Annotated in this window: 26 protein-coding genes and 2 pseudogenes; 6 read left to right on the top strand and 22 right to left on the bottom strand. The window is 43.5% G+C overall.

What is annotated here, in order from left to right; genetic code table 11:
* The first annotated feature begins 7 nt into the window (after nucleotides 1–7).
* Nucleotides 8–667, top strand: a complete 660-nt coding sequence (locus ACQEXT_RS08145; RefSeq protein ID WP_426951435.1) for a DUF2987 domain-containing protein — start codon at nucleotides 8–10, stop codon at nucleotides 665–667.
* Between the two features lie 34 nt (nucleotides 668–701).
* Here ACQEXT_RS08145 and ttcA read toward each other — a convergent pair whose 3' ends face one another.
* From ttcA to ccoN, 11 genes are all read right to left on the bottom strand, one after another.
* A complete protein-coding gene (ttcA, locus tag ACQEXT_RS08140; RefSeq protein ID WP_269376474.1) occupies nucleotides 702–1,634 on the bottom strand; it encodes a tRNA 2-thiocytidine(32) synthetase TtcA in 933 nt (310 codons plus the stop codon).
* Between the two features lie 136 nt (nucleotides 1,635–1,770).
* Complete coding sequence (gene uspE / locus ACQEXT_RS08135) at nucleotides 1,771–2,718, bottom strand: universal stress protein UspE (RefSeq protein ID WP_426951433.1); 948 nt, start codon at nucleotides 2,716–2,718, stop codon at nucleotides 1,771–1,773.
* Between the two features lie 142 nt (nucleotides 2,719–2,860).
* On the bottom strand, nucleotides 2,861–3,610 hold the full coding sequence (locus ACQEXT_RS08130) for an FNR family transcription factor (protein ID WP_138971892.1): 750 nt from the start codon (nucleotides 3,608–3,610) through the stop codon (nucleotides 2,861–2,863).
* 88 nt (nucleotides 3,611–3,698) lie between these two features.
* Nucleotides 3,699–4,373: a sulfite exporter TauE/SafE family protein gene (locus tag ACQEXT_RS08125; RefSeq protein ID WP_426951432.1), complete on the bottom strand. Its 675-nt coding sequence runs from the start codon at nucleotides 4,371–4,373 to the stop codon at nucleotides 3,699–3,701.
* Entirely contained in the window at nucleotides 4,370–4,534 is a 165-nt protein-coding gene (gene ccoS / locus ACQEXT_RS08120; protein ID WP_138971890.1) for a cbb3-type cytochrome oxidase assembly protein CcoS, read from the bottom strand. Before ccoS ends, ACQEXT_RS08125 begins: the two co-directional genes overlap by 4 nt.
* The gene (locus tag ACQEXT_RS08115) at nucleotides 4,535–6,907 is read right to left on the bottom strand and encodes a heavy metal translocating P-type ATPase (protein WP_426951431.1); all 2,373 of its coding nucleotides are present in this window, start codon (nucleotides 6,905–6,907) and stop codon (nucleotides 4,535–4,537) included.
* Nucleotides 6,908–6,913: 6 nt separating this feature from the next.
* Nucleotides 6,914–7,393, bottom strand: a complete 480-nt coding sequence (locus ACQEXT_RS08110; RefSeq protein WP_331426500.1) for a FixH family protein — start codon at nucleotides 7,391–7,393, stop codon at nucleotides 6,914–6,916.
* A gap of 90 nt (nucleotides 7,394–7,483) precedes the next feature.
* A complete protein-coding gene (gene ccoP / locus ACQEXT_RS08105) occupies nucleotides 7,484–8,464 on the bottom strand; it encodes a cytochrome-c oxidase, cbb3-type subunit III (RefSeq protein ID WP_426951430.1) in 981 nt (326 codons plus the stop codon).
* On the bottom strand, nucleotides 8,461–8,637 hold the full coding sequence (locus tag ACQEXT_RS08100) for a cbb3-type cytochrome oxidase subunit 3 (protein ID WP_331416286.1): 177 nt from the start codon (nucleotides 8,635–8,637) through the stop codon (nucleotides 8,461–8,463). Before ACQEXT_RS08100 ends, ccoP begins: the two co-directional genes overlap by 4 nt.
* A 14-nt stretch (nucleotides 8,638–8,651) precedes the next feature.
* A complete protein-coding gene (gene ccoO / locus ACQEXT_RS08095) occupies nucleotides 8,652–9,272 on the bottom strand; it encodes a cytochrome-c oxidase, cbb3-type subunit II (protein WP_006878897.1) in 621 nt (206 codons plus the stop codon).
* 13 nt (nucleotides 9,273–9,285) lie between these two features.
* Complete coding sequence (ccoN, locus tag ACQEXT_RS08090) at nucleotides 9,286–10,713, bottom strand: cytochrome-c oxidase, cbb3-type subunit I (RefSeq protein WP_008079443.1); 1,428 nt, start codon at nucleotides 10,711–10,713, stop codon at nucleotides 9,286–9,288.
* Between the two features lie 256 nt (nucleotides 10,714–10,969).
* Here ccoN and ACQEXT_RS08085 point away from each other — a divergent pair, with 256 nt between their 5' ends.
* Together ACQEXT_RS08085 and ACQEXT_RS08080 are read left to right on the top strand one after the other, a co-directional pair.
* A complete protein-coding gene (locus ACQEXT_RS08085; RefSeq protein WP_426951429.1) occupies nucleotides 10,970–11,326 on the top strand; it encodes a hypothetical protein in 357 nt (118 codons plus the stop codon).
* Nucleotides 11,327–11,654: 328 nt separating this feature from the next.
* Nucleotides 11,655–11,761: pseudogene (locus ACQEXT_RS08080) on the top strand (type II toxin-antitoxin system RelE family toxin); the annotation flags it as partial.
* 68 nt (nucleotides 11,762–11,829) lie between these two features.
* Here ACQEXT_RS08080 and ACQEXT_RS08075 read toward each other — a convergent pair.
* On the bottom strand, nucleotides 11,830–11,961 hold the full coding sequence (locus ACQEXT_RS08075; RefSeq protein WP_275660970.1) for a hypothetical protein: 132 nt from the start codon (nucleotides 11,959–11,961) through the stop codon (nucleotides 11,830–11,832).
* A 148-nt stretch (nucleotides 11,962–12,109) separates the two neighbouring features.
* Between ACQEXT_RS08075 and ACQEXT_RS08070 the strand changes: the two genes are divergently transcribed.
* Nucleotides 12,110–12,727: a Fic/DOC family protein gene (locus ACQEXT_RS08070; RefSeq protein ID WP_426951427.1), complete on the top strand. Its 618-nt coding sequence runs from the start codon at nucleotides 12,110–12,112 to the stop codon at nucleotides 12,725–12,727.
* Here ACQEXT_RS08070 and ACQEXT_RS08065 read toward each other — a convergent pair.
* The 8 genes and pseudogenes from ACQEXT_RS08065 to matP all read right to left on the bottom strand — a co-directional run bounded on the left by ACQEXT_RS08065 (nucleotide 12,713) and on the right by matP (nucleotide 16,833).
* A complete protein-coding gene (locus tag ACQEXT_RS08065; RefSeq protein WP_426951426.1) occupies nucleotides 12,713–12,868 on the bottom strand; it encodes a hypothetical protein in 156 nt (51 codons plus the stop codon). The two genes, ACQEXT_RS08070 and ACQEXT_RS08065, sit on opposite strands and share 15 nt — an antisense overlap.
* Before the next feature lie 603 nt (nucleotides 12,869–13,471).
* Nucleotides 13,472–13,750, bottom strand: coding sequence for a hypothetical protein (locus ACQEXT_RS08060; RefSeq protein ID WP_426951425.1), 279 nt, complete (start codon nucleotides 13,748–13,750; stop codon nucleotides 13,472–13,474).
* 322 nt (nucleotides 13,751–14,072) lie between these two features.
* A complete protein-coding gene (locus tag ACQEXT_RS08055) occupies nucleotides 14,073–14,231 on the bottom strand; it encodes a hypothetical protein (RefSeq protein ID WP_426951497.1) in 159 nt (52 codons plus the stop codon).
* Nucleotides 14,228–14,650, bottom strand: a complete 423-nt coding sequence (locus tag ACQEXT_RS08050; protein WP_426951490.1) for a hypothetical protein — start codon at nucleotides 14,648–14,650, stop codon at nucleotides 14,228–14,230. The genes ACQEXT_RS08055 and ACQEXT_RS08050 overlap by 4 nt, the downstream gene beginning before the upstream one ends.
* Nucleotides 14,646–14,880 (bottom strand): annotated as a pseudogene (locus ACQEXT_RS08045) (Txe/YoeB family addiction module toxin). Before ACQEXT_RS08045 ends, ACQEXT_RS08050 begins: the two are co-directional and overlap by 5 nt.
* Before the next feature lie 187 nt (nucleotides 14,881–15,067).
* A complete protein-coding gene (locus ACQEXT_RS08040) occupies nucleotides 15,068–15,808 on the bottom strand; it encodes an outer membrane beta-barrel protein (RefSeq protein ID WP_426951423.1) in 741 nt (246 codons plus the stop codon).
* A gap of 253 nt (nucleotides 15,809–16,061) precedes the next feature.
* Nucleotides 16,062–16,373 (bottom strand): DUF3634 family protein, encoded by a 312-nt coding sequence (locus ACQEXT_RS08035; protein WP_138972374.1) that lies wholly within the window; start codon nucleotides 16,371–16,373, stop codon nucleotides 16,062–16,064.
* 13 nt (nucleotides 16,374–16,386) lie between these two features.
* Nucleotides 16,387–16,833 carry a macrodomain Ter protein MatP gene (matP, locus tag ACQEXT_RS08030; protein ID WP_331416269.1) on the bottom strand — a complete coding sequence of 149 codons (447 nt, stop codon included), beginning with the start codon at nucleotides 16,831–16,833 and terminating at the stop codon, nucleotides 16,387–16,389.
* Nucleotides 16,834–17,004: 171 nt separating this feature from the next.
* Between matP and ACQEXT_RS08025 the strand changes: the two genes are divergently transcribed.
* Nucleotides 17,005–18,651, top strand: coding sequence for a S16 family serine protease (locus ACQEXT_RS08025; protein WP_138972372.1), 1,647 nt, complete (start codon nucleotides 17,005–17,007; stop codon nucleotides 18,649–18,651).
* 91 nt (nucleotides 18,652–18,742) lie between these two features.
* Nucleotides 18,743–19,261: a bifunctional 3-hydroxydecanoyl-ACP dehydratase/trans-2-decenoyl-ACP isomerase gene (gene fabA, locus ACQEXT_RS08020; RefSeq protein ID WP_138972371.1), complete on the top strand. Its 519-nt coding sequence runs from the start codon at nucleotides 18,743–18,745 to the stop codon at nucleotides 19,259–19,261.
* Nucleotides 19,262–19,393: 132 nt separating this feature from the next.
* Here fabA and rmf read toward each other — a convergent pair whose 3' ends face one another.
* Nucleotides 19,394–19,567, bottom strand: a complete 174-nt coding sequence (rmf, locus tag ACQEXT_RS08015; RefSeq protein WP_004414030.1) for a ribosome modulation factor — start codon at nucleotides 19,565–19,567, stop codon at nucleotides 19,394–19,396.
* Nucleotides 19,568–19,769: 202 nt separating this feature from the next.
* The gene (locus ACQEXT_RS08010) at nucleotides 19,770–21,371 is read right to left on the bottom strand and encodes a DUF3466 family protein (protein WP_426951422.1); all 1,602 of its coding nucleotides are present in this window, start codon (nucleotides 21,369–21,371) and stop codon (nucleotides 19,770–19,772) included.
* Nucleotides 21,372–21,373 lie beyond the last annotated feature (2 nt).

Here is a 21,373-nt window from a genome sequence, read left to right as displayed (position 1 = left end):
TAATTTCATGAAGAAAGTAACGTCAATGATTTTGGCCGCAGCGCTAACGGGTGCGGCTGTTTTACCTGCTCAAGCTCAAGAATACATGTTCACCTACTCAAAGCTCTACTCACACATGAAGCAGAATGCGAAAGAGGGACATGATGATGTAAAAGTAGGGTTCTTCTTCCTTAACGCTAATACCAAACAATTGTGTAATATCGAAAAAGCCTGGATGGAGAAAGAAGAACACTACGAAGACCTTAAGGTTTCGCCATATAACGAAGTGATTGTTCCTCTAGACGATAACTTACGATCGGCTAACCCTTTGGTTTTTGTCCATACGCCGATGGATATGCGCTGTGACTTTTCTATGGTCGTGATGACCAAACAACCAATGAGTGACAATGTCACGTACGATCAGGTGAAAGTTCTCCTGCCACAAATGCAGGCTATTTTAGAGCAGTTAGGGGGCATGTTTGCTAGTTGGTTCACACCTGATGTCGAAGGTGTGACACTTGAGTTTGCAGACAAACTGAATTCAAAAATCGTTTTTTCTAACGGTAAATCAAAACCCATTATTGATGGTAAAGTTCAAGTCTCTCTAGATGATATTGGTGAGGGAGGCTTTATGACCTTGCCGCAAGAGACAGCGCGTGTGCTGCCGTACTTGCCTAAAGCAAAATGAAAAAAGGGTCGCATTGCGACCCTTTTTATTCGGATTAGATGTTGGTGACATTAAGCTGAAGGCTTGGATCAAACTCGTGAACCATATCTGGGTCTTGAACAGTCTGAGTTGGCATTTCTTCTTTATCGAAACCAATATCACCACCGTTGATTACACCAGAGTTTTTGTCGATCGATTTGAAATCAAATAATTCGAAGTCAGCAAGGTGGCTTGGTACGACATTTTGCATTGCACGGAACATCGTCTCGATACGACCAGGGAAGCGTTTGTCCCAATCATTGAGCATCTGCTTGATGTTTTGACGCTGCAAATTAGGCTGTGAACCACAAAGGTTACAAGGAATGATAGGGTATTCACGCATCTCTGAATATTTGATGATATCTTTTTCGCGGCAGTATGCGAGCGGACGAATGACAACGTGTTCGCCATTATCTGATACCAACTTAGGAGGCATTCCCTTCATTTTTCCGCCATGGAACATGTTCAAGAATAGAGTTTCTAGAATGTCATCACGGTGATGGCCTAATGCGATTTTCGTCGCACCGAGTTCGTTAGCGGTACGGTAAAGGATGCCACGGCGCAAACGAGAGCAAAGTGAACAGGTTGTTTTGCCTTCTGGGATCTTGTCCTGAACGATTGAGTAAGTGTCTTCTTCGACAATTTTGTACTCAACGCCGAGAGATTCAAGGTATTCAGGAAGGATGTGACCTGGGAAACCTGGCTGTTTCTGGTCAAGGTTAACTGCAACTAGCGAAAACGAAATCGGCGCGCTCTTTTGTAAGCTCATTAGGATATCAAGCATAGTAAAGCTATCTTTACCGCCAGATAAACACACCATGATACGGTCACCATCTTCAATCATATTGAAGTCTTGGATCGCTTGGCCTGTATTGCGGCGAATACGCTTTTGTAGCTTGTTAAAATTATATTGTTGAGCTTTAGTACGCTCTTGAGTTTGCTCGGTCATTAGCTTGCAGTCTTCATCAATCTTCAAAACAAAATGAAGTGCGTATGATACGGATAAATAGAACAGATGCTAGATCTATTCAGCGGAGAACAAAAAAAAGTCCCCTCTAAGAGGGGACGGAGAGAGAGGCTTTACGCTAGATAGCGGTTTTTGGATCGAGCGGGCTGATATAACCTTGTGGTTTCAACGCCATCACATCGCAATTAATCTTATCGATCACGTGCTCTGCCGTGTTACCAATAAAGACGGCTGACAATCCTGTTCTACCCGTTGTGCCAATGATAACCATCGCAGCATTGAGTCGCTCAGCGGCCTCAGGAATGATGTCTTCAGGCAATCCTTGTTCTACAACGGTTTGTTCTTCGTCATAACCGTGTTTCTGACGCAGAGCTTTCATCGCAGTAAGATGATGTCCACGTACCGCGTCGGTATAGGTCGCTGGATCGAATTCTGGTAACTCAATCGTAATGTTTGCTGGAGTAACAGGGTACGCATTGACCAGATAAGGCTTCGCGCCTAACCGCTCAGTGAGGCTATTGAGCTGTTCTACCATGGCATCGTTTAGACCAAGGTGGGTATCGTTCTCTGAACCAACGTGAACGGAAGCCAAGATACTCGCATCTGCTGGCCAATCAGCGTTCTTCACTAGCAGAACAGGGCATGGACATTTACGTAATAGATGCCAGTCGGTGGGAGTGAAAATCACCGACTCGAGCACATCGTGTTTACGTGTTCCCTTAATCACAATGTCGTGTTCGCCGGCAAATACCTCAGCAATAATCGCCTCATAAGGGCGGTTGTGCCATACCACGCGAACATCGAAGTCGACCTCGTCATTAATGTAATCTTTGGCGATTTTACGCATCCATTGTTCGCGCTGCTGAATGACTCCACGACGCATTGCGTCGCGTTCATCGACAGATAACATGGACGTCATGTCATAGGAAAAATCGTAGATAGAAAGAAAGAAGGTTACCCGGCTTGGAGATCGACTTTTCGCTGCAAGTTGCATAGCACGAGCTAAGGCTGGCTGTTCATCTTTATTAATGTCAGCAACGACCAAAATCTTATTGTAGATACTCATATTGACTCCTTAGAGACGAGGAGGGCATATGATTAATGTAGCTTAGTTGGACGTAGAGTTTTAGAAATAATTGGAGGAATGTAAGAGAAGTTTGATGTAGCTCATCATCATGCTGAAAAACGAGCTACATCATTGAAAATTATTATGATTCTTTTGAAACGCCCGCCAATTCCATAAGCGCATCGTGGTTAAGAATAGTAATGTATTTACCCTTAACACTTAGAATTTCCGACTTTTGGAAACGGCCCAAGAGACGAGAAATCGTTTCGACGGTAAGTCCAAGATAGTTACCGATATCACCACGAGTCATGGTAAGACGGAATTCACGTGGACTAAAACCACGTTGAGAGAAACGAGTAGAAAGGTTGTACAAGAATGCAGCTAAACGCTCTTCGGCATTCTTCTTCGATAGTAGAAGAATCATCTCCTGATCGCCTTTGATTTCGTTACTCATCAAACGCATGATTTGCTGACGTAATTTCGGCATTTTACCTGAAAGGTCATCAAGGATTTCGTACGGAATTTCACAAACCATCGAGGTTTCTAGCGCTTGAGCAAAGCTAGGGTGCAAATCACCAGTAATTGCATCAAAACCTACTAGGTCACCCGCTAGGTGGAAAGCAGTAATCTGCTCATCTCCTTGTTCTGTGATGGTGTAACTTTTGATCGTACCTGAACGGATTGCATAAAGAGATTTAAGGTCATCTCCTGCTTTAAACAATTCCTGTCCTTTCTGGATTGGCTTTTTACGCTCGATGATCTGATCGAGTTGATCGAGTTCAGATTCATTGAGCGTAAACGGAATACAAAGCTGACTGATACTACAGTCTTGACAGTGGATTGCACAACCACCAGATTGAATGCGCTTTGTTGCAGGCTTTTCAGAAATCATAACAACCTTTCACTATTTGATATACATCAATATTTTAGCACCCATTACGACTAAAGGATAGTGGAAAAAAGCGCATAAAAACAGCTGACTAAAAACTAATGTTAAGTAAAGACAGTGCACCATAGCCTGTATATAGGCCATAGATTAAGATAGTAAATGCAACAATGTGACGAAATATATCAGAGTTTTGCAGCTTATGGAGTGAGGTCGCTGCATGTCCTACAAGTAGCATCGCGGGTAGGGTTCCGGCCCCAAATGCTAGCATGACTAACGCACCGTTGAGTGCACTTCCGGATACGGCTGACCATGTTAACGTTGAATACACGAGTCCACATGGAAGCCAACCCCAAACAAATCCAAATGGAAGCGCATGGAGTGAAGATTTCAGTGGCAACAAGGATTTACCTGCGGGGGATATAAATCGCCAGATAACTTGGCCAAGTTTTTCGATGTGAAGTAAGCCTTGCCACCAACGACCAATGTAACAGGCCAATAAAACCATAAATAGCGCAGCGGCAAGTCTTAACCAAATCAATGCATCGTTAACTTGGCTAACTTGTGAAATTGTCGAAAAGGCGCCACCTACGATGGCGCCAATGACAGCGTAGCTAATTAAGCGACCACTGTTATAGAACAACGGAACCCATTTCGATGGTTGCGATTGTCCCATTGTCAGCATGGACGCGATACCTCCACACATTCCCATGCAGTGGCCAGCGCCCACAAGGCCAATGAAAAAAGCACCTAACCAATCAATGCTCACTTAGGCGGGTTCTCTTTACGTTCGTCTTCATCAAACAAAATGTTATGACCTTGACGTTCAAGATCTTCAAATTGCTCACTTCTTACCGCCCACAGAAAGACCGCAACAGCGACACAGACCAGCACGATAGCAATAGGGATGAGGATATAAAGGCTTTCCATCTATTTACCTTTTTCTTTGAGCAAGCGTAGAGAGTTAGATACTACAATAATTGAGCTCGCAGACATACCGACAACTGCAAAATAGGGGGCAACAAATCCCGCAACTGCAAGTGGCAGGATCAGAAGGTTGTAACCAAGCGACCAAGCCAGGTTTTCGCGAATGATCTTACGTGTTTGCAAAGCCAGTTCACGAGCTGCCAAAATTCGGTCAAGCCTGTCACCGAGTAACACCATGTCTGCGGAGGCTTTAGCGACGTCAGCACCACCGCCCATTGCCACCGATAGATGAGCGCCGGCAAGCGTAGGAGCATCATTAATGCCGTCACCAATCATCATGGTAATGTCTTTGGCGTCAACATTATTGAGATAATTCAGCTTATCTTGTGGTTTTGCACCTGCAACCACGTCTTGAATACCAATTTTACTCGCGACAAGGTGCGCGTTTTCACTGGTATCGCCAGTCAAAAGCGTAATTTTGACACCCGAGCGCTGGAACTTCTCTACAAACTCTTTTGCTTCAGCACGTATTGGGTCGCGGTAACTAAATGTCGCAACATGAATGCCGTCTAAGGACAGATAAACCGAATTCGCTTGTGCGAGCTTTGTTTCACCCAACACATAGTGTGCACTACCGATTTTAACCACAGAACCTTGATAACGTCCCTTAATCCCTGAACCGATCACGTTTTCTACGTCATCGACGATAACGTTGGTATCGGCGTATTGTTTAAATGCGCGAGCAATAGGGTGGTTAGCGCGAGACTCTAGTGACGCAGCAATAGCTAAAACTTGTTGTTTATCGTGTTCACCGTACACATCCACTTCATTGATCTCGATATCGCCATGGGTAAGTGTCCCTGTTTTGTCGATAATGAGATGGTTCACCTTACACAAAGTTTCGAATACATGACTTTTACGCAGCAAGATGCCGAGGTTACCCATTCTGGATGTCGCACATGTCAAAGCGGTCGGCGTAGCAAGCGAAAGCGCGCACGGACACGTCGCAACCAAAACTGATAACATGATCCAAAACGCGTCATCTGGGCGACTTGAGTGCCAGAAAAACCAAGTGCCTGCGGCAATAATGAGGATCACCGCTACAAAATAGCGTGCAACAATATCAGCGATCTCTGCAATTTTTGGCTTAGATAGCTGCGCTTCATCCTGAAGACGAACAATATTCGAAATCATTGAATCGGCTTTTGAAGAGGTCACTTCAAGTTCGAACGATTCTTCACCGTTTAATGTCCCTGCAAACACATAGTCGTCCACTTGCTTGACCACAGGTAAAGACTCACCTGTAAGCATGGATTCGTCGATGTGGACGCGTCCAGAAATGATCTTACCGTCTGCAGGAATATGTTCACCGGGGAGAACACGGATCTGGTCACCGACTTTCAACGTTTTCACCGGTACTTGGTCACCATTTAACTTGTTCGCAATCGCAGGGATTAACTTCAACAAGTTTCCACTCGCAGCCGCAGCCTTACGACGTGCGCGCATTTCCAAGAAACGGCCAACCAATAAGAAGAATGCAAACATCGAAATAGATTCGAAGAACACTTCTCCTTTTTCAGTCACTGTGGCAACCAAGCTGGCGAAATAGGCGAAGATCATGGCAATGGATACAGGGACATCCATACCGAGTGTACGGCTGCGAATACTTCGCCACGCGTTGATATAAAACGGCAAAGCAGAGTAGAGCATCACTGGCGTGGCAAATATTAGACTCACCCAGCGGAAGTAGTTTTTAAACTCGGGCTCTAAGTCGCCGAAGACTTCTAGGTAGAGCGCAACCGCGAGCATCATAACCTGCATCGTTGCCAAGCCTGCTATGCCTAGTCGATACAGATACTGCTTCATCTGTTGATGATAAGCGGCCTCCTGCTTATCTGCTTCAAATGGTGCAGCTTTATAACCTAACTGATGGATTAACGACAACAGTTCACTAAGACGAACCTGAGTTTTGTCCCAAGCCAACAAAGCACGGTTTGTGGTTGTATTGACACGAATAGAGACCACACCCGATTTGTTTGATACCTGTTTTTCAATCAACCAGGCACAAGCTGCACAAGAAACCCCATCAAGCGAGAGAGTGACCTCGGAACAATGTTCGCTATTGCGAACAAACTCTGACTGAACATCATCATTGTCGTAGTGAATTAATGCTTGTAACTGTTCAGGAACGAGATCTGCTTTTTCGGCAGGTGCGGTGCGATATTGGTAGTACGAGACTAAACCACTATCAACGATCGTTTGAGCGACAGTCTCACAACCTGGGCAACACATTTCTCTGATATCACCCAGAATCTCTACTTTATAGTCCGTGTTGACTGGTACTTCTTCACCGCAGTGGTAACACGATTTACACATAAGCTATTAGTTCGCTAGTTGTACTGGAGTCGAGGATGGGAAAGTGACGCGCCCTTGTAGTAGCCACTGTTGATCATGCGGCGTAAGTTCAATAAACCAAGGTCCTTGAAGCTCTTGATCTAATTTAAAGCGATATTGTCCGCTCGCATCAGATGTAAGTAGTCGGCTAAAGTCACGGTCCGGTAGTGTACGGTGGGCAAACATGGCCGTTATAGCTGGATAGTGATCAAGTTGACCTTTATCAAATTGAATCACAACTTCGTGATCTTGAGAGAATGCAGCCGCGCTGAGACCGAGCTCTTTCGCCACATTCAGTTTAGAGATATCGATGTTGATGCCTTTGCCTTTTTTATAGTAATCCTCAGTCACTAATGAAACAGAGTTCTGTGAGAAAACGATAACTGTAATGATCGTCCATACAACAACGGTGAGTGGCAGAATGATTAGGAACCACGGCCAGAACTGCTTATACCAAGGCTTTACCATAAAAAAGTTCTCAATGAAAAAAATGAAAGATATTAGGGCTTTAACTGTAAAGGAAAGACAGCCCCTTAAAAAGGGGCTGTTATTGAAATGTTACTTATTATCTGAGTTGCTCAAGCTCCAAACGTAAGCTGAAACTAGCTGAACTTTGTCTTCGCCTAGAATATCTTTCCAAGCTGGCATTACGCCAGAACGACCGTTCATAACTGTTTCAGTTACATCCGCGCGAGAGCCACCGAACAACCAGTCTTGGTCTGTTAGGTCAGGAGCACCCACTGCTGGGTTACCTTTACCGTCAGTACCGTGACACGCAGCACATACAACAAAACGTGCTTTACCTGCTTCAGCTTCACGTGCATTCACAGAACGACCAGATAGGCTTAGTGTGTAGCTCACAACTTCTTTCACACCTTGCTCACCTAGAGCATCCTTCCATGACGGCATTTGACCGATACGACCATTCATTACTGTCGAAACGATAGCCTGAGGTTCACCACCGTACAGCCATGCGTCGTCAGTTAGGTTAGGGAAACCTTTCTGACCACGAGCATCTGAGCCGTGACATTGTGAACAGTTTTGCAGGAACAAACGTTGGCCAACTTTAACGGCTTCGCCATCCGCAGCAATTTCTGGGATAGGGCGCAATTCAGATGAACCATCTACGTAAGCAAGTTTCTTAAATGCTTCACCAAAGTAGGCTTCTGCATCGTCTAACTCTTTTGCGTATTGAACTAGATGCTTGTTCTCTTGTGATGCAGCGATAGAAGCTTTCGACTCTTCTACTGAACGTACAGTTTGGTCAGAACTCTGCCAACCTAGAACGCCTTTGAAGTTACCTAAACCTGGGTAAAGCGTTAGGTAAATCGCAGCAAATACAAACGTACCAACAAATAGGTAGGTCCACCACTTAGGAAGTGGGTTGTTCAATTCACGAATACCATCGTATTCGTGACCCATATCTGCACCTTCTTCGACGCCCATTTTATCTTTAAGGCACCAATAAAGGACAGCAGCACAGCCGAGAAGTGTACCGACTGTAATGATGATTATCCAAAGACTCCAAAATGTAGTCATTGCTTAGTCACTCCTTGTTCTTTAGAAGGTGCTTGCTCTTCGTCAGCGAATACAAGGTTAGCGGCTTCGTCGAAACGAGCTTTACGGCTCTTACCGTAAGCCCACCAAACCACACCAATAAAACTCACAAAAAGCACTATGGTCCAAATACTGTGAATAGTACCAATGTCCATAAATACCACCTTAATTACTTCATTGCGTGACCAAGAGACTGAAGGTAAGCGATGATGGCATCCATCTCAGTTTTACCTTCTACATCTTTAGACGCATTAGCGATCTGCTCATCAGTGTATGGAACACCGAATTGATCACGGAAAATAGTTAGTTTTTTCTGAGTGTCCTTACCATCAAGAACATTCTCTTCAAGCCATGGGAAACCAGGCATGTTTGACTCAGGAACTAACTCACGAGGATCAATAAGGTGTACACGGTGCCACTCGTCAGAGTAACGACCGCCCACGCGTGCTAGGTCTGGACCTGTACGCTTAGAACCCCATAGGAATGGGTGCTCATACACACTTTCACCAGCAACAGAGTAGTGACCGTAACGTTCTGTTTCAGAACGGAATGGACGAATCATCTGACTGTGACAAACGTTACAGCCTTCACGGATGTATACGTCACGACCTTCCATTTCAAGCGCAGTGTAAGGACGTAGGTTCTCAACTGGCTCAGTAGTTTGTTTTTGGAAAATTAGCGGAGTGATCTCAACAAGCGCACCCAAGCTAATAGCAAAAACGATAAGAATCGCGAGTAAACCGACATTGCGTTCAACAATTTCGTGGCGATTGTTAGAATTAGAACTCATTCTTTAAATCTCCTTATGCCGGCTGAGGGATAGCTTTTAGGCTATCTTTTGGCGCTGTTACCGTCTTGTACGTGTTGTATGCCATTAGGAACATACCCGCTAGGAAGATGAAACCACCTAAGAAACGTACGAAGTAGAATGGGTAAGACGCTTGAACTGACTCAACGAAGCTGTAAGTCAATGTACCGTCAGAGTTAACTGCACGCCACATCAGACCTTGCATAACACCCGAAATCCACATTGCAACGATGTACAGTACAGTACCGATAGTTGCCAACCAGAAGTGCGTATTGATTAGGCCAACAGAGTACATGCGCTCTTGACCGAATAGGCGAGGAACTAGGTGGTATACCGAACCGATAGATACCATAGCAACCCAACCTAATGCACCAGAGTGTACGTGGCCGATAGTCCAGTCTGTGTAGTGAGACAGTGCGTTAACTGTCTTAATAGACATCATTGGACCTTCGAACGTAGACATGCCGTAGAACGATAGAGACACGATTAGGAAACGTAGGATAGGGTCATAACGTAGTTTGTGCCATGCTCCTGACAGAGTCATGATACCGTTAATCATACCACCCCAAGAAGGAGCGAATAGAACAAGTGACATCACCATACCTAATGACTGAGTCCAGTCTGGAAGTGCAGTGTAATGTAGGTGGTGAGGACCTGCCCAAATGTACAGGGAAACCAATGCCCAGAAGTGAACGATAGACAGACGGTAGGAATAAACTGGACGTTCAGCTTGCTTAGGTACGAAGTAATACATCATACCTAGGAAACCAGCCGTCAGTAGGAAACCTACTGCGTTGTGACCGTACCACCACTGTACCATCGCATCCACTGCGCCCGAATAAATCGAGTACGATTTACCCATCGAGACAGGGATTGCCATGCTGTTTACGATATGAAGCACCGCAACAGTGATAATAAAGGCACCGAAGAACCAGTTTGCTACGTAGATGTGCGAGGTCTTACGGGTAATCAATGTTCCGAAGAACACGATCGCATAAGAAACCCAGACAACTGCGATGGCAATATCGATTGGCCATTCTAGCTCAGCGTATTCTTTACCAGAGGTAAAACCTAATGGCAGAGTAATTGCTGCTGCTAAAATAATGGCTTGCCAACCCCAGAAGGTGAAGGCGACAAGAGGGCCACCAAATAGACGAGTTTGACAGGTACGCTGAACAACGTAATAAGACGTTGCGAATAGGGCACTTGTACCAAACGCGAAAATAACCGCATTAGTATGCAGAGGACGTAAGCGACTGTACGTCAACCACGGCGTATCAAAGTTTAGCTGTGGCCAAACTAATTGAGCGGCAATCAAAACACCAACAGCCATGCCAACAATACCCCAGAGAATAGTCACTAAGGTAAACTGACGAACGACTGTATAGTTGTAGTTTTGTTCAAGCTGCTTTTCTTGGCTCATTTGCATGCTTCCAATTTCTAATTAACTACACTTTACTTCCAACACGACACATGTCGTAATGCCACCCAAACCGTTAAGAAAATAGAACCTATTCAGTCGGTTAAATATTCTTGCCGATTTTAAAAAAAAGTGGCATTTTCAGCCGCCAACTATACTGCATTTAACAATTCAATGACAGAGTAGTAACCTTACAGTCGGTCAGGTTTTGGCCTTTTATTTTAAAACTTTGAAGTTTGTTACACGGAGAACCCCTTAAATGGCAGCTGAAAAACTGACGCGCGGACGTTTTGTTCAAATAATCATCATGTTAACCCTACTATTTACAGCGTTTATTTGGCGGACGATCACATTCAGCGAAGGGGAAATAATCGATTGCAGATTGAAAACAAACTGTACTTTTACTGTTAACGGTAACGAATTTGCCGCCAAGCGCACAAAAGATCGCCTATTGATTAACAAGCCAACAACGGATTTGAAAATTATTTCGCCTGATAATTCAGTTAAGGTGCTTGAAGATGTAAACACTTGGGTAATCGAAGCTGAAAAATTAGAAGATTTAGAATTAAACATCGTTGGTAATACACACAAACCGATAGCCACAATACGATTCTAACCACCGTTTATAGTGTACTTGGAAACCATTCTTAATTTGAAGGCGTTGTCTCAGACCGAAGCGGCGTAATCAAGCTAAAAACAACCAACTGGAATTTGGTCATTAGCGAAGAAGCTAATAATCAGTAAATTAATCTTTGATTATCTTACTGATTATTAGGTATTTTATGGTAAATCAATTATGTTGAATAACTTAGGCGATAAACGCAGTAGAGTAAGTCAAACGGGGCAATGGCTTAGCTTCATCATGTATGTCATTTAACATAACGTACATAATACGCACTGAGGTTGTAGGCGCAAAGTTGTAATGTCACTATTTACCAAAGTTAATGACTTATAAACTCGATTTCAAAAAGAGCGCACTCAAAGAATGGAAGAAGCTCGGCGCGACCGTACAGCAACAGTTCAAGAAAAGCTGGTCGAACGCCTGGATGATTGATGACGCTGAATAATGTTTCTATGGGGATTGGTGAGCCAGTATAAAAAACGCCGCTTATGCGACGTTTATGGATTCGGGGAGATTTGGTAGGATTTCACCTTACCTTCTTTCTTAGCTTGGCTATAGGCGGCTTTGATTTTCTTCATCGCTTCGACTTTAGCGGCTTTCGCTTTTGTAGCTTGGGGTTGTGATTTCATAACCGATAAGTTCTACCTTTCTTTTTCTTCTCACCAGATAACTCAGGCGCAGAGTAAGCCTGATCATTGTACGCGATTAGACGCCCTTCTTGAACGCTGTCTAATACCACCTTACACTAACTCGAAAGCTTTTGTTTAGGATCTTTTAATGTCTAGGTATGACGTCGATACAGTTGAAACTCAATATCAACCAGGTTCTAACGAACAGGTGCTCCTTAACAAGTTGGCCATCACCAGTGTCTCAGAAATGGACGACGTTGAGGCCTTTCTTCTCGTGAAATTGTATGAAAAAGTATTCTCAGATGATGAGCCAGCGTTTCCTTTCAGTTTTCAGACAGTGATGGACTGGCATCGCCAATGGTTCGGTAACGTTTACCCTTGGGCTGGCAAGATACGCAATGTCAGAATGTGGAAAAGCGATTTTGAGTTTGCTGCACCGCTTCAGATTGAGCGAGCCATCCGAGTATTCGAAAACGACTACTGCTCGAAAGTCTCGGTCATATCGACGCTTAGTCAGAAGGAGTTTGTTTCTTTCCTAGCTCAAAGTCACGTTGAGTTTATTCTGATTCACCCATTTAGAGAGGGAAATGGCAGAATCAGTCGTCTATTGATGGACTACCTGAGTCGAGAGGCAGGATATGAGCTTTTAGACTATTCCTTATGGGATCAACATAAGGAATTCTATATTCGGGCAATTCAGGCGGGGGTTTGTGGTGATTATCAGCACATGGAACGGCTTGTTCGTGATGTTTTAGACAGCCAGTGAAAGTGAGTCGAATTTATGCTTATTCGCTCTCAACTTGCGTTCGATCTTCTTCACTGATTCACCAGTCTCAATCGCTGTGGAGCTAGCAACAGAGCGAAAGATCATCGCTTGAGTCACTCTTTTCTTCTTTTCATCTTTCATAAGAAATTACCGATTCGTATCACTAAGTGCATGTTTAGATCCTATAACAACAACCTCGGATTATCAACGTAAAGAGCTACGGCAGGCATATTATGAAATACTGAAGTGAGCACGGATACATATTAACGTGGCGATTGAACCACGTGAGAAGTGGACAACGTTACTTTGAAACTAAACCACACTACCGTAAATACAAAACCCAACAATGGAATGAAACATGCCAGGCGTTGGGTATGACTCTTAAATGCAGTATGTGTTTGCTAGATGAGTTGGCTGGACAATCTCATTGCACCATATTTCAGAAAAATATTTCCGTTAATATTATAGAGATCTGACAACAACGAATGACATAGTTACTCTTAAATTGTTTGTCATGTGTCTGAACTATATGACTTTTACAAAATATACTGGAGACGTATTTTCAGGAAAAGTCGATACAATTGGTGCAGCTTCAACATCCCATATAAAAAACGTTTGCTTGTTGCAAGCAGTACAAGTTGCAGCATATTCACCGTTAACTTGAAATACTCCATTAAGAGTTGCCTGATATTTCGTGCCACATTCTTTGCACACTACATTAGTTATTGAGTACGACATTATCACCTACCTGTTTGATTTATAGTAAGATCGTGAACCAATTTTTCTGAATTCCACTTTGTTCTGATCTTGCAAGTGGCGAGCTAACGTTGCGAAAAGCCACCCAGTTTTATTGTCAGTTTTGTTACCTTGCGGGTAGGCATTCTTGGTAAGATTAAGCTGTTGCTTGATAAAAGCTGCTGGCACCCAACCTTCGTTAATCGCTGATTCAGACTTAGCTATAAAGCTTAATACTTGCTCCGCCATCTCATTAAACAATTGATCTATTTGATTCTTTTCTTCCACCAATGCCTCCTGACACATAACGCTTATTAGCGTACAACATGCCGCCTAACTTGCGCCACAGTCTAAACAGAACGCCAAACAAAATAAACTTTAACTGACTGAATTGTTGCCATTTTATGATTTATATAATGAATTCGAGTGCATAATGCGACGCGTAGCACGTCAAGCACTAAAAACCGCCCTGTTGAGCGGTTTTGGTTAGCGTCGGCGGCGGGTTTTGCGTCGCTTTCGAGTGGTGGCTTTTACGACTCTTCCACCTCTTAGCGTGTAGCCCTTATTGAGCTGGCCGTTTTGCTTGCGGCCTTTGCACTTACAGCATCGTTTAGCCATGTTTGTCCTCCAGTTGTCGGATTCGTTGTTCCTGGTCTTGTTGGACTTTCTTGATCCAGTTGATGTCGGTTTTGAGCGCGGCGATGGTGCCCGCGCTCGAGACCAGGCCAGTGATTAAGGAAGTGAGCAGTGCTTCAAATAGTCCCATCATTTACCCCTGAACTTGTTTGAGAAGAATTCAAGCAGGTAGCGAACCATGGCACGCATGCCGAGGGTATCGATGACAACCGCGCCGACGACATACCAGTACGGTTCGGGAATGTTCTGCAGTGCGTTGAAGCCCTGTTCAACGTAAGGGGCATAATCGGGGATAAAGGAAAGGATCAAGGGTATGAAGACGACGAGAAGAATGAATTCGTCTTTGTAGCCCCGCTCTCGGATGCTGACTTCATCGAGACTACTGGCCTGTTCTTCCCCTTGTTGAAGTCTGCGTACCCTCGCCTGATGTTTCTCCTGATCTAGTTCGTCTTTGCGCAATAAAGCCTCGGCTTTATTGCGGTTATACTGCCTATAAGTTTCGAGTCCACCATTAAACAGACTGACAAGAGCGCCTAGCTGGCTGGTTTTAATAATGGTAACGGCATGAAATAATCGTTATGGCCTGCTCATCGACTCATCGACGTCACAAACCAGTCGATTGGTATCTTCAATTTTGCATGACCAGAATCTAGCTGAGTTTTTTTTAACGGCTCTGGTTTACCAATGCCTTCAAACAGAGAACGCTTTACGTCGATAATGAGCTTGTTGATGCGCAGGTGATCAGACCAACTCATGGCACCGGCTGGTAAAGTAAGGAGCATGAATAATGCAGTGACATATTGTTTTCTATAACGCATTGTAAACACAGGTCCAAAACTCCTTTTCTTTTCCCATCGATAGCGAAGCCGTATTGTAAGCGATCTGTTCTAATCGAGCTCTGCGAATTGGATCAACAGACTTTAGTGCTTGAGCAAAAAGCTCCCAATCATAGAACACAGCTCACTGGTATTACAGCGTATCGATTTCACATGATGTTTCGCTGTCATCTACCGTTAACAGGCGCATTTCAACACATCGGTTCAATGATCTGCTTTCTGGCGTCATGTTCGATGTTATAGGCTTTGATGCACCCTCGCCCTTAGTCTCTATTTGCTCAGGAAGTATTTCCTTTCCTTCAAGCCACATTGCGACGTTAGTCGATGACGCAGATGGTAAACGTGGTACGGAACTTCCCAGAGTAAATGCGGCGCTCAACAATAAGGTATGGCTGTTGTAATTACCAATTTCATCAATGTACTGGTATCCACCAGAAACCTTAAATTTATCGGTAACCCAATAAGTTAAGCCTGTTTCAACCATCGGGGATACGTCTTTCAGCGTACTTTGGCTTTGTTTCGAATCCCAATATGCGACGCCGAGCCGAGCATAGATACTGTAGTTATTTGACAGAAAGTAGTCGTACTTAAGCGCACTCTCGACAATTGAGGCGGTGCTCGTGTTTTCGGAATCTAAAGCTCCGCGCTGTTGAAATACAATGTCCCAACTATACATTCGATTTAACTCAAGTCCGTCATAGATACCTTGCATCGTTCCCTTTGAAGCTTGACCATTTGACGTATCGTCAGGAAATTGGTGTGCGTCATTTTGACCAATGAATGGTGAAAGTGGGTAGCTGTTCTCCTCAGCTTGTGATGATTCGAATACCAATAGAGAAGCCAAAATTAATAGGTAGTGTTGTTTATTGAGCATAATAATTTAATTGCGTGAATACGTTCACTACAGATTAATTATTTATCGATGATGCTGTGTTTCAGATTTGAATCATCTTTCAATCCATCCCTTGATAAAATTACAACGTAACAACAACTTCAACCCTGGAAAACTCCGGTTTAATAAGCTAAAGATAGGGATTTCTTAACTAAACGTTTAGTTATAGTGCTTTATGTGAGTGGTTTTTAATCAAGACACTGCTACGATCTAGAGTATCAAACATTGTATAAGCTTAACTGCTGCGTTTTTTGCCTTTGCTCGTAAAGCCTTGAAATGGGAATACATTGCGAATACGCTGCTGTATTTTTTTCGGAATCTGCTTAGACATCACTAGCTTAGTGCCTGTACGTTGCTGATAAACTTTAAGCTCCCCACTGAATGGCGTACGTTCCGCAATTTCAACAACATTGTGTTTAAATCCCGGCGGAAAATGCCCTTTTTCTTTGGTAATTTTACCCTCGGTAAAGGTCACTCTAAGTACTGGCCTATCGACGGCAACTAACCAAAATATAATAGCGGATGCGACAAGAATAACGTATAGCATAGTTCTATCCTTATTAATCGAGAAGCTTACTTAAATCCTCTTTGAGGCTACTCACTGCCTTACTCGCTTTTTCACTTCGAGAAGCTTCAGAAAGCAGATACTCTATAGCATCGGATAAAGTGCAACCCAACTCGTTTGCTCGGTGTGACAACTTCTCCCATACACGGTAATCAAGATCTATAGATTTTTTCTTTGTGTGTATCTGTTCTGCATTGAAATGACGTTTACGTTTTGCACGAATGGCCTGTTTGAGCTTGTTATCGAGTTCAGGAGCCATATGAGTTTCTATCCACTCAACCACCTTTATGGGTTGGTGTTCTAACTGACGTAACTCGTTAACTGCGCTATCTGCTTCACTAGTATCAATGTGGCAAGTGATCGCTTCTCCCGCTTTCCACTTATTGATTAGATAATTCCATTTCCAACCACACTCTAGGTTTTCAAGCTGTTGATATTTCATTGCAAAGTCATTCCGTTTCAGTTGTAGGTGACAGCGTAACCCTAACCATGCAAAGTTACAATCCCTATTGTAATCGAAAAGAGATCAAGATCATGAGATAAAATTATCTATATATACCAGAAGCATTTTTCTATATAATTTCGCTCCATTTTACGTATATGAACTGAATTGATGAATCAAGAAAGCTGGCACGCTGTTACCCCGCAATATTCGCAATATGACGCTCAAATCAATCGATTTAATCAGCTAGAGAAAGTTGATTTTTTTGACATCCAGCCACGTCTCAAACAAGCAATTAATACCCTATGTAGCGTGAATGGCTTTAACCGTATATTGATGGTCAATGCGGTCGACAATGCCTTTTACCGCAATATCGTTAAAGATGGTCTAGTTAGAACGGATAGTTCCAAACCGGTATTAACGACGGAATCTTTAGACATTGCCACTTTAGTCGGTTCATATACCTGCGACGACAAAGGTGACATTGTCACTAAAGTTGAAGGGCTTTTAGATAAAGCAGACGGCGGATATCTGATCACACCGGTCACATTATTACTCGCCAATCCCGCTAGTTGGCAGATGATTAAGTCTGCTGTTCTTGGTGAACAGATTAGCCCTGTCAATGCCAATCCTCGCAAAATTGCGGTAGAGAAACCTTGTCGTCAATACGAAATCAAGCTTGTTCTTGTTGGTGACCGTCACCAAATTGCAGATTTCGAATATATTGAACCAGAGCTTTATTGCGGCCTTGCGATGTTTACAGAGATTGAGCAAGAACTTCCTCTTAATAAACAGAGCATAGATACTTACTTAGGGTATATTGCTTGGCTAGTTGATGAATACCAGCTCCCTACACTCTCCTTTGGTGCTATTCACCGTTTAATGATTGCAGGTGCAAGGTACACAGAAGATCAGCACTACATGCCGATAGAGACACTTTGGTACCTTTCATTACTCAATGAAGCTGTGCTCACCTCAAATGGTAAAGTCATTTCAGAGCAAGACCTCGACCAAGCGATTGCAAATAAATATCAGCGTGAATCTTATCTCCCAGAGCGCGCTTTGGCTGACATTACGGACGGTCAAGTAATCATCGAGACTGAGGGTGAATGTATTGGTCAGGTCAATGGACTCACTGTTATTGATGTTCCTGGGCATCCCATGTCTTACGGCGAACCAGCACGAATCTCTTGTGTAATCCATTTTGGTGATGGTGATATCTCAGATGTGGAACGCAAAGCGGAACTTGGTGGTAATCTACACGCCAAAGGCATGATGATCATGCAAGCTTTCGTCAGCAGTGCACTCAATTTAGATGAACCTTTGCCCTATTCTGCTTCGGTTGTTTTCGAACAGTCATACAGTGAAGTAGATGGAGACAGTGCGTCGTTGGCAGAGCTCTGCTCTTTTGTCAGCGCACTTTCGGAATATCCGATTGATCAGCAGATCGCGGTGACTGGCGCGGTAGACCAATTTGGTCGTGTGCAAGCTGTTGGCGGTCTCAACGAGAAAATCGAAGGCTTCTATCACGTGTGTAAGCATAACGGCTTTACAGGTGATCAAGGTGTAATTCTGCCTAAGTCGAATTTAAAACATTTATCGCTTAATAAAGATGTGGTAGAAAGCATCAAAAATAACGAATTTCATATCTGGTCGGTATCTAACGTCGATGAGGCAATTCCAATCATTATGGGTAAACCATTCCGTGGTGATGACGAAGAGAGTGTGATCAGTAGAATCGCGCAACGTATTGAAAACTTTGAAAGACATGAACACCCACAAGGAATTGTGGAACGCATCAAAAACTGGTTGTTTTAACCGAGTTTTAATTCATATTTTTACTGATCGGAGTTGTTTAGCGTACACGTGTTCACTAACATGCTGCTATCAAAATTTGGAGTAATTGATAATGCAAAACAAACGTGATTCTTATAACCGTGAAGATCTTCTAGCATCTAGCCAAGGTGAACTATTTGGTGAAGGCTATCCTCAGCTTCCAGCACCTAATATGCTAATGATGGATCGCATCACTAAAATGTCAGAAACTGAAGGTGATTTCGGTAAGGGTCTAATTCTAGCAGAACTAGATATTACTCCGGATCTATGGTTCTTTGATTGCCACTTCCCTGGCGACCCAGTAATGCCTGGTTGTCTTGGTCTAGACGCTATGTGGCAGCTAGTTGGTTTCTTCCTTGGCTGGGTTGGCGGTAAAGGTAAAGGTCGTGCTTTAGGTGTCGGCGAAGTTAAGTTTACTGGCCAAATCCTACCGACTGCCAAAAAAGTTACTTACGAAATTAACATGAAACGTGTAGTAAACCGTAAGCTAGTAATGGGTCTTGCTGATGGCCGTGTATTAGTTGATGGCAAAGAGATTTACGTTGCAAAAGACCTTAAAGTAGGCCTTTTCCAAGACACATCTGCTTTTTAAGCGCAAATGTTTCAACAAACGACTCTTCGGAGTCGTTTTTTTGAACCAAATGCATTTAGTTATAGTGCATTAATAGCATCATTAAAAGCCCCTTTCGGGGCTAAATCCTATTTCGTATGTGGAGAGTGAGTGTTATTTGTAGAGACCAGAGTGTTTATCTTCTCTGGCATCGCGCCAACCACCAAGCCAATAAGATCGAGCATCCATCTGCTGGTATGGACATGCCTCCATCGAGCGGCCATTTAGGCCCGCTTTATATCCTTGAGATTGAGCTCTTTCTAAGCGGTCACGCTTTTGTCTCTTCATAGTGTCGTCCTCATACATAAAATGTGTCTTAACGTACTACTTTATCTATCGCAGACTGACTATCGTTAGCACAGCACTAGTCGATAGAAGTGAAGTTTTTATGACTTCACCATTAAGATTCGATCAAAATGACGCTTAATTCAAGGTATAAAAAAGGCACAGATCCAAAACTGTGAACCTGTGCCCTAGTTGAAAATTTAACCTATTTTCTACGGAACCCTAGAAACCCTAATAGAGTCAGAGCGATAAAGCCAATTGTGCCACCTTGACGCTCAACCGTCTCCTGAGTAACAGGACGAGTGCTTATATCTGTCGCTGTCTGACCATTGATAGGAACAAGTTTCACCCCAACAAGTGATGCGCCTGCATTACATGTGGCGTCAATAGCTTCACTGTCAAAGCCACCAGCACAGTAGTACGCTGTCGCTGCAATGATACCCGCGTCGTTGATGTCAGCGGCTTCAATTATGCGATATTGATTGTTATCAGTGGAAGCACCAGCACCATAGGTTAGATCATCCAAGTAACGTGCAATACCACCGATAGGCGCGGAACCAGTGACAGTACCTAAGTTAGTGATAAACGCACGTTTAGCACGCGGTTTACCATTGGTCTCTTTGTGACTTTCAAAGTCGATAGTACCAACTACATCGTTGGAGTTGTTAATACCGCCTGCTTTACCACTTGCGCCGTTAAAAAAGATGCTACCACTAAATGCTTTGTAGACTGGTGATGTTAAGTTGTCGACATAAAACAATGTATTCGCATATGCACCATTAAGGGCTTGGTTCAGTTTTGCTGTACCAATTGCGATACCGTTGTTATTCACTGCTTGTAGCGTTTGGTTAGCGTATTCAGACGTTGCATAAGGGAAACCATCAACAGCTTTTGAAGTCCAGCTCGTTCCACCATTGTTATCCGATTTAAACACGGTTGCTCTAAAATACACATCGCTGTCGGAGTTATAACCAACAGCATATAGAACATTCCCATCTTTTATAATGTCTCGAGCACTAGCGTGAGCTCTACGATCGCCATTATTTGTGGTAGTACTACTGATCCAATCAATCGGAGCTTGTAATGCTCCATCGACCCAAACCGCGGCATACGAATTGTTATCACTGGTAGCGTGGTTTGATGTTTTAGTAACGCTTCCTACTGTGTAGTACGTGCTACCATCCTGCAACGTTTTCCAAGCATGTGATTCTGCGTAAGTCGTACTATTGTGAGTTAGAGATAAATCAGCAACTGATGTGCCATTGATACTAGTAAACGCAACGTTACGAGAAGAACCTACAATAGCTCTATTCCCTGTTGCAAAGCCATTATCAATACTATTGGCGACGGTATTCTCTGCGTACAAAGCGGAACTATTTAAGTAAGCAATAGACCCTGTATAGTTGCCACCTCGCTCGTTAGCATAACCTTGCGTATACTGCTTATCAGCCCAGTCATCGCACAAAGAATCTGAGTAACCTAAGAAGTTACGACAGTAATTTCTAAAACCATCGTAATTATCATCAAGGTAAGTCCAACCGTATGGTAAAAAGAACGGTGACTCATCACGATACTGGAACCCTTCACGGTAGCGCTTAACTTCTGTCGCCATTTCAGAAGTAGAATCTGAACACGCACTGCTCCAGCAATTAGTTGCATTTGGAGCAACAGCTACACCGTAAGTTTGTAGGCTAGAGCTGGTTCCCTCTGGGTCTTGCAAATAAACATTATAAAGCGCTGCATGAGCACCGAAAGAAGCAGCGACCGTTGCTGCCACTAGTGAAACTTTAAAAATATTACTACTCATTA

It is taken from the genome of Vibrio sp. TRT 29B02, from assembly GCF_050113655.1.
Taxonomy (GTDB): domain Bacteria; phylum Pseudomonadota; class Gammaproteobacteria; order Enterobacterales; family Vibrionaceae; genus Vibrio.
Note: the sequence above shows the minus strand (reverse complement) of the source record. Positions and strands in the feature narration are given on the sequence as shown.

What these genes read in the sequence shown, in the direction of transcription:
- ACQEXT_RS08145 (WP_426951435.1), top strand. Translation starts at nt 8, where the DNA reads ATGAAGAAAGTAACGTCAATGATTTTGGCCGCAGCGCTAACGGGTGCG.
- ttcA (WP_269376474.1), bottom strand. Translation starts at nt 1,634, where the DNA reads ATGACCGAGCAAACTCAAGAGCGTACTAAAGCTCAACAATATAATTTT.
- uspE (WP_426951433.1), bottom strand. Translation starts at nt 2,718, where the DNA reads ATGAGTATCTACAATAAGATTTTGGTCGTTGCTGACATTAATAAAGAT.
- ACQEXT_RS08130 (WP_138971892.1), bottom strand. Translation starts at nt 3,610, where the DNA reads ATGATTTCTGAAAAGCCTGCAACAAAGCGCATTCAATCTGGTGGTTGT.
- ccoS (WP_138971890.1), bottom strand. Translation starts at nt 4,534, where the DNA reads ATGGAAAGCCTTTATATCCTCATCCCTATTGCTATCGTGCTGGTCTGT.
- ACQEXT_RS08115 (WP_426951431.1), bottom strand. Translation starts at nt 6,907, where the DNA reads ATGTGTAAATCGTGTTACCACTGCGGTGAAGAAGTACCAGTCAACACG.
- ACQEXT_RS08110 (WP_331426500.1), bottom strand. Translation starts at nt 7,393, where the DNA reads ATGGTAAAGCCTTGGTATAAGCAGTTCTGGCCGTGGTTCCTAATCATT.
- ccoP (WP_426951430.1), bottom strand. Translation starts at nt 8,464, where the DNA reads ATGACTACATTTTGGAGTCTTTGGATAATCATCATTACAGTCGGTACA.
- ACQEXT_RS08100 (WP_331416286.1), bottom strand. Translation starts at nt 8,637, where the DNA reads ATGGACATTGGTACTATTCACAGTATTTGGACCATAGTGCTTTTTGTG.
- ccoO (WP_006878897.1), bottom strand. Translation starts at nt 9,272, where the DNA reads ATGAGTTCTAATTCTAACAATCGCCACGAAATTGTTGAACGCAATGTC.
- ccoN (WP_008079443.1), bottom strand. Translation starts at nt 10,713, where the DNA reads ATGAGCCAAGAAAAGCAGCTTGAACAAAACTACAACTATACAGTCGTT.
- ACQEXT_RS08085 (WP_426951429.1), top strand. Translation starts at nt 10,970, where the DNA reads ATGGCAGCTGAAAAACTGACGCGCGGACGTTTTGTTCAAATAATCATC.
- ACQEXT_RS08075 (WP_275660970.1), bottom strand. Translation starts at nt 11,961, where the DNA reads ATGAAATCACAACCCCAAGCTACAAAAGCGAAAGCCGCTAAAGTCGAA.
- ACQEXT_RS08070 (WP_426951427.1), top strand. Translation starts at nt 12,110, where the DNA reads ATGTCTAGGTATGACGTCGATACAGTTGAAACTCAATATCAACCAGGT.
- ACQEXT_RS08065 (WP_426951426.1), bottom strand. Translation starts at nt 12,868, where the DNA reads ATGAAAGATGAAAAGAAGAAAAGAGTGACTCAAGCGATGATCTTTCGC.
- ACQEXT_RS08055 (WP_426951497.1), bottom strand. Translation starts at nt 14,231, where the DNA reads ATGATGGGACTATTTGAAGCACTGCTCACTTCCTTAATCACTGGCCTG.
- ACQEXT_RS08040 (WP_426951423.1), bottom strand. Translation starts at nt 15,808, where the DNA reads ATGCTCAATAAACAACACTACCTATTAATTTTGGCTTCTCTATTGGTA.
- ACQEXT_RS08035 (WP_138972374.1), bottom strand. Translation starts at nt 16,373, where the DNA reads ATGCTATACGTTATTCTTGTCGCATCCGCTATTATATTTTGGTTAGTT.
- matP (WP_331416269.1), bottom strand. Translation starts at nt 16,833, where the DNA reads ATGAAATATCAACAGCTTGAAAACCTAGAGTGTGGTTGGAAATGGAAT.
- ACQEXT_RS08025 (WP_138972372.1), top strand. Translation starts at nt 17,005, where the DNA reads ATGAATCAAGAAAGCTGGCACGCTGTTACCCCGCAATATTCGCAATAT.
- fabA (WP_138972371.1), top strand. Translation starts at nt 18,743, where the DNA reads ATGCAAAACAAACGTGATTCTTATAACCGTGAAGATCTTCTAGCATCT.
- rmf (WP_004414030.1), bottom strand. Translation starts at nt 19,567, where the DNA reads ATGAAGAGACAAAAGCGTGACCGCTTAGAAAGAGCTCAATCTCAAGGA.
- ACQEXT_RS08010 (WP_426951422.1), bottom strand. Translation starts at nt 21,371, where the DNA reads ATGAGTAGTAATATTTTTAAAGTTTCACTAGTGGCAGCAACGGTCGCT.